This is a genomic window from Companilactobacillus sp. y65-5 (genome assembly GCF_057541095.1).
Genome location: NZ_BAAJOA010000008.1, coordinates 145,249 through 153,716 on the forward strand (window position 1 = coordinate 145,249; position 8,468 = coordinate 153,716).

Here is an 8,468-nt window from a genome sequence, read left to right on the forward strand (position 1 = left end):
ACTCAAAAAACGAGTTTTCGATATATGCCGAAAACTCGTTTTTTTAATCCAATTCCAGTTCTGTATCTACCGAGATACGCTTGATGGCTTGTTTAAATACGAATGGTGCAATGATGGTAATTAATATGATGATCAAGATGATATCTGAATAGTATTCATGTGATAACAAGTTGGCTGAGAAGCCGATTTGAGCTGTGATCAAGGCCATCTCCCCACGAGAAATCATCCCTGCACCTACCAGATAATCGCTATCCTTAGAAAAGCCGTTCAGCTTGGCTCCTAAGCCACAACCGAATAACTTCGTAAATACGCCTAAAATAGTCATGACGGCAATAAATGGTAAAGATGATGTTACTCCATCAAAGGTCATATTCAAGCCGACACTGACGAAAAATATCGGTATAAATAGCGTATATCCAACTGGTTCGATGTTCAAATCTACTTGTTCTTGATAATCTGTCTGTGCCACGGCGATGCCAGCGAAGAACGCTCCGATAGCACCACTTAAACCAACTAAGTCAGCTAACCACGCCATGCCCAAACAAATGATCAATGACATTATCGCCGGACTAACTGACATCAATAGTCGATTGCTCAATCCCATCAACAGAGGTGCAATCCATCTAAACAGAGCATATACACCGGCGAAGAAACCAATTTGTTCCAGCAAGACGATACCTAAGGTCGACTGCTTATTACCGATCATGGAGATAACGATGCTTAGCAGGATAACGCCGATGATATCATCCGCAACTGCTGCTCCCAATATCGTCGCTCCTTCTTTGGTATTCAAAGTGTGGAATTCCTTCAAAACTTCTACTGATATCGATACAGAAGTTGCTGAAAAGATAACTCCAATGAATAATGCTTCGAATTTTGAAAAATCAAAAGCTAGACTAACGCCACCCATTACTACTACTGGGAAAATAACGCCAATGATTGCGACGATAATCGCCGGTCGAAGGTATTTCTTCAACAACTGTAAATTACTCTCTAACCCACCGATGAACATGAGGATGACTACCCCAATCTGCGAAAAAGTATCAACTAGCGAGTTCAAATGCACTAAGTTCAAGATGGCTGGACCAATGACAACTCCTACGAGGATTTCACCGATAACAGCGGGTATACCGAGCAAATGTGAGAAATGTCCTGCGATAGTCGTGAATAATAACAAAAGACACAGTATTCCTATGAATTTCATAATCTATCCCCCCATTACGTTATTATTCTTCGATCCTTAACTTGGCACGTTTTGAAATCAATTGGGCGTAATGAATCGTTAATCCAATCAATAGACCAATAAATGCCGGAAGCAACCAATCCATACCGTATTTAGCGAATGGCAAGTACATGCTGTCCCACTTCAAGATCATCCGTGATAGTGGTTGTTGAGAGATGATCGCTGGTGCAGAATTAAGTGCATCGATCAAGGCTGGAATGATCGTAAAGGCTGTCGTCATTTGGTAAACGATAGGATTACTGTTAAACAATGGTGAGGCGATCGATAAAATGATCAAGGTAATGGCAAGTGGGTAGAGGAACATTAACATCGGTGTAGACCAAGCGATGATCTGTTCAAGTCCCATGTTCGCAATCAAGAATGAAGCAACACAGGATAGGATATTCCATGACTTGTAAGAAATCTTAGGAAATTTTTCATGTAGAGCTTCCGCAAATGAGGAGATCAAACCAACGGCTGTTGTCAAACAGGTCAAGGTTGCCATGATGGCAAGGATGATCTCACCGGGTACGCCCATAAAGTATGAAGCAATCTGTGAGAAGCCGATGCCGCCATCAGCCGAGATATTGAAATGTGTCAATGATGTAGCGCCGATCCAGATAAGACCTAAATAAATGAATGCTTCTAGTGAGATGCTCAATAAGCTAGACTTAGCAGCGGTTTTAGCGATAGCAGCTGGTTCATGCTGTCCCAATCCACGAATGGATGTAACAACTACGATTCCGAATAACAAAGCTGCTAATGCATCCATCGTGTTGTATCCTTGTAAGAAACCATTTAAGAAAGCACCGTTTTGATAACCAGCTGTAATGTGTGCAGTCGTAGCACTACCCATCGGATGGGTGAAGGCGATTCCGAAGATGATCGCTAATAAAAGTAAGAACATTGGATTGAGAAATTTACCAATCATATCAATGATTCCAGTCGGCTTACGTGATGCCCAACCAGCGATCAAAAAGAAAATCAAAGAATATCCTAATAAATAAAATGGTTGTTGACTAGAACTGATATGAGTTGCGATACCGATTTGAAAAGGTGTAGTAGCCGTTCTAGGAGTAGCGAATAGTGGGCCAAGGGTCGCACATGTGAGAATCATGAAGAAAGTCGCATATCGATGTCCGATCGGCTTCGCTAAATCATAAATACCTGATGAACGTGTAATACTGATTGCGATGATGCCTAGCAATGGTAACAAGGTTCCGGTCAATAAAAATCCTAGTCCGGCAGTCAACCAATGTCCTCCGGCTAATTGTCCTAGATGAATCGGAAAGATCAGATTTCCGGCCCCAAAGAACATCCCGAATAACATCGATCCAATAATGATGTAATGTTTAAAAGTTAGTTTTTTATTAGTATTTTTCATAAATAGACTCTTCCTTTAATTGAATGTATAGTTGTTTTTAGTTTATTTCACTGTACACTCGAACCAGTCCACCATTGCTATTATTAAAATTAATCACATTAACCGCCCCCATATTAAATGAAAAAAAGCGTCCTTTGAAAATCAATTAAGATTTTCAAAGGACGCTTTTGCGCGGTACCACCCTTGCTTCATGTTATTCTCACAAATAACACCTTTTCGCGTACAAATTTATACGCTAGCACTGTAATGGGTGCACCCATGCAACACTCACCGTAGTTCGCATTGCCAGCTCCGTGGCTACTTTCGTCGATCGACAAATACCATTTCTCAATTATCATGGCTTCCTGTGATTTATCTAGGATCGATTACTTCTCCACTTTATTGCTGTTAATTTCATTTGTTTTTAATGTTGTTAGAATATTCTAATTTTAGGACTTTGTCAATATTTTTTTACAAAAAAAAACGTGAGCTCCAAAATGGACTCACGTTTAAATCATTGATTACTTATTGATATATGATTCAACAAGCTTTTGGTTGTCTTCATTTGTGATTGATTCATTAACTGCGCGTTCAGCTAATTCTTTAAGGTCAGCTGTGCTCAATTTCTTCATCAAGCTTCTTACACGGAGAACTGATGTAGCACTCATTGAGTACTCATCTAGACCCATGCCAAGTAGTAATGGAACCATGATGTTATCACCAGCGGCTTCACCACACATACCAGCCCACTTGCCTTCTTTGTGAGCTGACTCAATAACATGCTTGACCAATCTCAAGATTGAAGGATTATATGGTTGATATAGATATGAAACATGCTCGTTACCACGATCAGCAGCCATTGTATATTGGATCAAGTCGTTTGTACCAATACTGAAGAAGTCAACTTCTTTAGCAAATTGGTCAGCCAAAATAGCGGCAGCAGGAACTTCCATCATCATACCTAATTGGATATGATCTGAAACTTCTACACCTTTTTCAACTAATTTAGATTTTTCTTCTTCGAAGATCTTCTTAGCTGATCTGAATTCTGCCAATGTACCGATCATAGGGAACATGATACGTAATTGACCAAAAGCAGAGGCACGTAACAAAGCTCTTAGTTGTGTTCTGAAGATTTCTTGTCTATCCAAACTGATACGGATAGCACGGTAACCTAGGAATGGGTTCATTTCTTCTGGAAGTGGTAGGTATGGCAAATGCTTGTCACCACCAATATCCATTGTACGAACAACGACTGGCTTACCTTTCATTCCTTCAAGAACCTTCTTGTATGCAACGAATTGATCGTCTTCTGTTGGAAGTTCATCTGATTGCATGTACAAGAATTCTGTACGGTAAAGTCCGACACCTTCAGCACCGTTGGCGATAACGCCTTCGAGGTCATCAGGTGTACCGATATTAGCTGCAATATCGAAGTGCTTACCGTCAGCAGTAACAGTAGCTTCGTTCTTTAGTTTTTCCCATTCTGCCTTTTGGTCAGCAAAATCCTTAGCCATCTTGTCATACTTCTTGATGTCATCATCTGAAGGGTCAATAATAGCTGCACCATTTAATCCATCAAGGATTATAGTTTGGCCTTCTTTGACTTCTCCAGTGATAGTGTTAGTACCAACAACAGCTGGTAATTCAAGAGAGCGAGCCATAATAGCTGAGTGGGCAGTACGTCCACCGATATCTGTAACAAATCCCTTAACATATTTCTTGTTCAATTGAGCTGTATCACTAGGTGTCAAATCGTGAGCCACGATGATCACCTTATGATCGATCAATGCAGGATTAGGTAATTCAACACCAAGAAGATGTGCCATAACACGTTTTGTAACATCACGTACATCGGCAGCACGTTCTTGCATGTAAGGATTATCTGTCATGCCTTCGAACATAGCGATGAAGTTATTTGATACATCGCTTAATGCTTGTTCAGCATTAATACTTTGATCTTTAATTTGTTGTTCAACTGCACCGGTAAATTCTGGATCAGCCAGAATCATCTTATGTGCATCAAAGACTTGAGCTTCTTCTTCACCAAGAGATTCCTTAGCAACGTCTCTAATTTTTGTTAGTTCAGCATCTGATGTAGCGATGGCATCTTTCAAACGGCTAACTTCAGCGTCAGCGTCAGAAATGCTTTTTTTATCGAAAGACAAGTCTGGTTGAACTAAAAGGTATGCTTCAGCAGTAGCGATACCATCACTAGCTGCAATCCCTTTGATAGTTTTAACCATTATTCAGCAAGTCCTTCCTTTGTCATTGTTTCTGAAATAGCAGCAATTGCGTCAGCAGCGTCGTCACCGTCAGCAGTAATTGTAACGTCAGCACCTTGGCCAACACCTAGTGACATAACACCCATGATTGATTTAAGGTTAACTGATTTGCCGTTGAATTCGATGTTGATATCTGAAGCGAATTTACTTGCTGATTGTACCAACATAGTAGCTGGACGTGCGTGGATTCCTGTTTCTGCAATAATGTGAAAATCTTTCTTTTCCATAATATAAATACCTCACCATATTTTTGATTGATTATGTAGTATCTCTACAAATATACACTAAATAATTTAACATTATATAGATTCATTCACAAGTGATTTGTAAAAAATCTATTGTGAACCCTAGTTATAATAAGTCATGTAACGCTTTCATGCAACCCCTTTGTAAGCGTTAAATTTTGTGATACAAAATTTATGCCAGATTATTAATATTTTTCAAGACTTAGCACTTGCATTATGAGAGTGCTAATTATATACTACCGTTGTATCCTGTATATGAGACAGAAAGGTGGGGTGCTAGTGCTTTGTCAAAATTGTCACAAAAATGAAGCAACAATTCATTTGTATACAAGTGTTAATGGCCAACGTACAGAAATAAACCTCTGTCAGAATTGCTATCAACAACTACGAAATCAAGCTAACGAAGGTATGAATAATATGGCAGAAAATCCATACGGTTTTTCAAGTTTTGAAGACTTGTTCAATGCCTTAAACAACGGTGGCGCACAAGCTGCTAATGGCATTGATCAACAACAAGGTCCACAAACACAGACTGGTGGAAACGGCGGCAATAACCGTGGACGCAGTCGTGGTAATGGTGTGCTAGATCAATATGGTGTTGACTTAACAGAATTGGCTAAAAAAGGCCAAATCGATCCTGTTATCGGTCGAGACAAGGAAATCAACCGTGTAATCGAAATCTTAAATAGAAGAACAAAGAACAACCCAGTTTTAATTGGTGAAGCTGGTGTTGGTAAAACAGCTGTCGTCGAAGGTCTTGCTCAAAAGATCGTTGACGGAGATGTCCCAGAAAAACTCCAAAACAAACGTGTCGTTCGACTTGACGTTGTGTCACTAGTGCAAGGAACTGGTGTCCGTGGTCAATTCGAACAACGTATGCAACAATTGATCAAAGAATTACAAAAGAGTCAGGAAATCATCCTATTTATAGATGAGATCCACGAAATCGTCGGTGCTGGTAACGCTGAAGGTGGAATGGACGCAGGTAACGTTCTAAAACCTGCCCTAGCCCGTGGAGATTTGCAATTAGTTGGTGCTACAACTTTGAATGAATACAGAACTATCGAAAAAGACTCAGCTCTTGAACGTCGTTTACAACCTGTTCAAGTAGATGAACCTTCAGTAGAAGAAACTGTTCAAATTCTAAAAGGTCTCCAACCTAAATATGAAGATTATCATCATGTAAAATATTCTAACGAAGCTATCAAGTCTGCAGCAGAATTATCAGCTCGTTACATTCAAGATAGATTCTTACCTGATAAGGCGATCGACTTGATCGATGAGGCTGGTTCTAAGAAGAACTTGCAGATCAATCACGTTGATATGGCTGACTTAGATAATAAAATCTCAGATGCTGAAGTCCAAAAGCAAGCTGCCCTACGTAATGAAGATTACGAAAAAGCCGCTTACTATCGTGATCAAGTAACTAAGTTCCAAACTATGAAAGATAACGAAAAAGAAAAACCATCTGACGAAAGTATCATCACTGAAAAGAATATTCAACAAATCGTCGAAGAAAAAACCAATATCCCTGTTGGTGAGCTCCAATCTAATGAACAAGTTCAATTGAAGAACTTGGGACCAGATCTGGAAAGCCACGTTATTGGACAAGATGAAGCAGTTAACCAAGTTTCTAAGGCAATCCGTCGTAATAGAGTTGGATTCAACAAGTCTGGTCGTCCAATCGGTAGCTTCCTATTTGTAGGACCTACTGGTGTTGGTAAGACTGAACTCGCTAAGCAATTGGCACGTGAATTATTTGGTACTGAAGACTCAATGATTCGTTTTGATATGTCTGAATACATGGAAAAACACAGTGTGTCTAAGTTGATCGGTTCGCCTCCAGGGTATGTCGGTTACGAAGAAGCTGGTCAATTAACTGAACAAGTTCGTCGTAATCCATACAGCTTGATTCTTCTAGATGAAATCGAGAAGGCTCATCCAGATGTAATGCATATGTTCTTGCAGATCCTTGATGATGGCCGTTTAACAGACTCACAAGGTCGTACAGTCAGTTTTAAAGATACTATCATCATCATGACTTCAAATGCTGGACAAGGCTTGCAAGAGGCAAATGTCGGCTTCGGTGCTGAAGCAAATGGCAAGACTCATTCAGTTATCAATAGTCTATCTGAATTTTTCAAACCTGAATTTTTGAATAGATTTGACGGTATCGTTGAATTCAATTCATTGACTAAGGCAAACCTAATGAAGATTGTCGACTTGATGTTAGCTGATACTAACTCAATGATTGCTGATCAAGGCTTGAGCATTCACGTCACAAACGAAGCTAAAGAAAAACTCGTTGATCTCGGCTTCAATCCTAAGATGGGTGCTCGTCCATTGAGAAGAGTCATCGAAGAACAGATCGAAGATAAAGTCGCTGATTACTTCCTAGATAATGCCCAAGAAAAAGAATTAGAGGCTAAGCTCGTTCAAGGTAATATCGTTATCGGAAAATATAACGAATCTAGTGAATCAACCGTTGGCAATTCGTCCAATGATAATGAAACTAGTAATTAATGACTAACTAATAAAAGCTGCGTGAAATCAAATTTCAGCGCAGCTTTTTTGTATTGTATCAACCACTTCCCACTAAAGTAGGAAGTTTGTGAGAATACCACTCAATAGTGATACGACCACAATTAGCTTAGATACAACGATCGCCTTATAGGTCTTACGTGCTAATTACCAAAGCCTTTTTAGTCCACAGGTTGCCGATGGACTGTTGTTTTTTAAGCTGAGCCTTTGATCAAAATGTTTTGAGCAGCGTTGTGATCACGAATATGGAAGGTGTCGCAGTTAGGACACGTCCACTCCCAGTCAGCTAGTGTAAGTTTGTTAGTTGTCTCAGTACCCATGACAAAACCGCAACCATGACATGTTTGTGTGGTGTTTCTAGGATCAACTGTGACAAACTTTTTTTCGTAAAGGTCAGCTTTATAGCTAAGCATATCTAAGAATGTCCGCCAACCGACATCAGCGATACTCATCGCTAGAGCGTGATTTTTTAATAAGTTTTTACTTCTCAATTCTTCCGCAACGACCAAGTCGTGGTTCTTGACCAGTGTAGTTGAGGTTTGATGTAAGAAGTTTTTACGTTGATTGGCTATCTTGATATGGAGTGCGGCAACTACTCTACGTTGTTTCTGGTAGTTCTTAGAGTCGACCAGTTTTCGGTGTTCCTTTTTGGCTCTTGCAGCTCTTCTGGACAACTTCCGTTGCTCTCTAGCTAATTTACCTTTGATAGAACGATAATAACGTGGATTAGCTATCACGTTACCGTCTGAATCAGTCAGGAAGTTGTCAGTATTCAAGTCGATTCCAATAGAAGACTTGCCTGAGTTTTCTGC

At 39.9% G+C, this 8,468-nt stretch carries 6 protein-coding genes and 1 other annotated feature; of the genes, 1 reads left to right on the forward strand and 5 read right to left on the reverse strand.

Translation table 11 applies throughout. The features are described 5' to 3' along the window. Positions 1 to 43: 43 nt before the first annotated feature. From AC27FM_RS11770 to AC27FM_RS11785, 4 genes are all read right to left on the reverse strand, one after another. Positions 44 to 1,204 carry a cation:proton antiporter gene (locus tag AC27FM_RS11770; protein WP_487088544.1) on the reverse strand — a complete coding sequence of 387 codons (1,161 nt, stop codon included), beginning with the start codon at positions 1,202 to 1,204 and terminating at the stop codon, positions 44 to 46. A 22-nt stretch (positions 1,205 to 1,226) separates the two neighbouring features. After that, positions 1,227 to 2,606 carry a branched-chain amino acid transport system II carrier protein gene (brnQ, locus tag AC27FM_RS11775; protein ID WP_487088546.1) on the reverse strand — a complete coding sequence of 460 codons (1,380 nt, stop codon included), beginning with the start codon at positions 2,604 to 2,606 and terminating at the stop codon, positions 1,227 to 1,229. A 154-nt stretch (positions 2,607 to 2,760) separates the two neighbouring features. After that, positions 2,761 to 2,997: a binding site (T-box leader), on the reverse strand. A gap of 109 nt (positions 2,998 to 3,106) precedes the next feature. Then, complete coding sequence (gene ptsP / locus AC27FM_RS11780; protein ID WP_487088548.1) at positions 3,107 to 4,831, reverse strand: phosphoenolpyruvate--protein phosphotransferase; 1,725 nt, start codon at positions 4,829 to 4,831, stop codon at positions 3,107 to 3,109. Next, positions 4,831 to 5,097 carry a phosphocarrier protein HPr gene (locus tag AC27FM_RS11785; RefSeq protein WP_487088550.1) on the reverse strand — a complete coding sequence of 89 codons (267 nt, stop codon included), beginning with the start codon at positions 5,095 to 5,097 and terminating at the stop codon, positions 4,831 to 4,833. The genes ptsP and AC27FM_RS11785 overlap by 1 nt, the downstream gene beginning before the upstream one ends. 297 nt (positions 5,098 to 5,394) lie before the next feature. On the opposite strand from AC27FM_RS11785, the gene AC27FM_RS11790 reads away from it, so the two are divergent. After that, positions 5,395 to 7,638, forward strand: a complete 2,244-nt coding sequence (locus AC27FM_RS11790; RefSeq protein ID WP_487088552.1) for an ATP-dependent Clp protease ATP-binding subunit — start codon at positions 5,395 to 5,397, stop codon at positions 7,636 to 7,638. A gap of 212 nt (positions 7,639 to 7,850) precedes the next feature. On the opposite strand, the gene AC27FM_RS11795 is transcribed toward AC27FM_RS11790, so the two are convergent. Further along, the coding region (locus AC27FM_RS11795; RefSeq protein ID WP_487088554.1) for an RNA-guided endonuclease InsQ/TnpB family protein at positions 7,851 to 8,468 on the reverse strand (618 nt) is incomplete at its 5' end.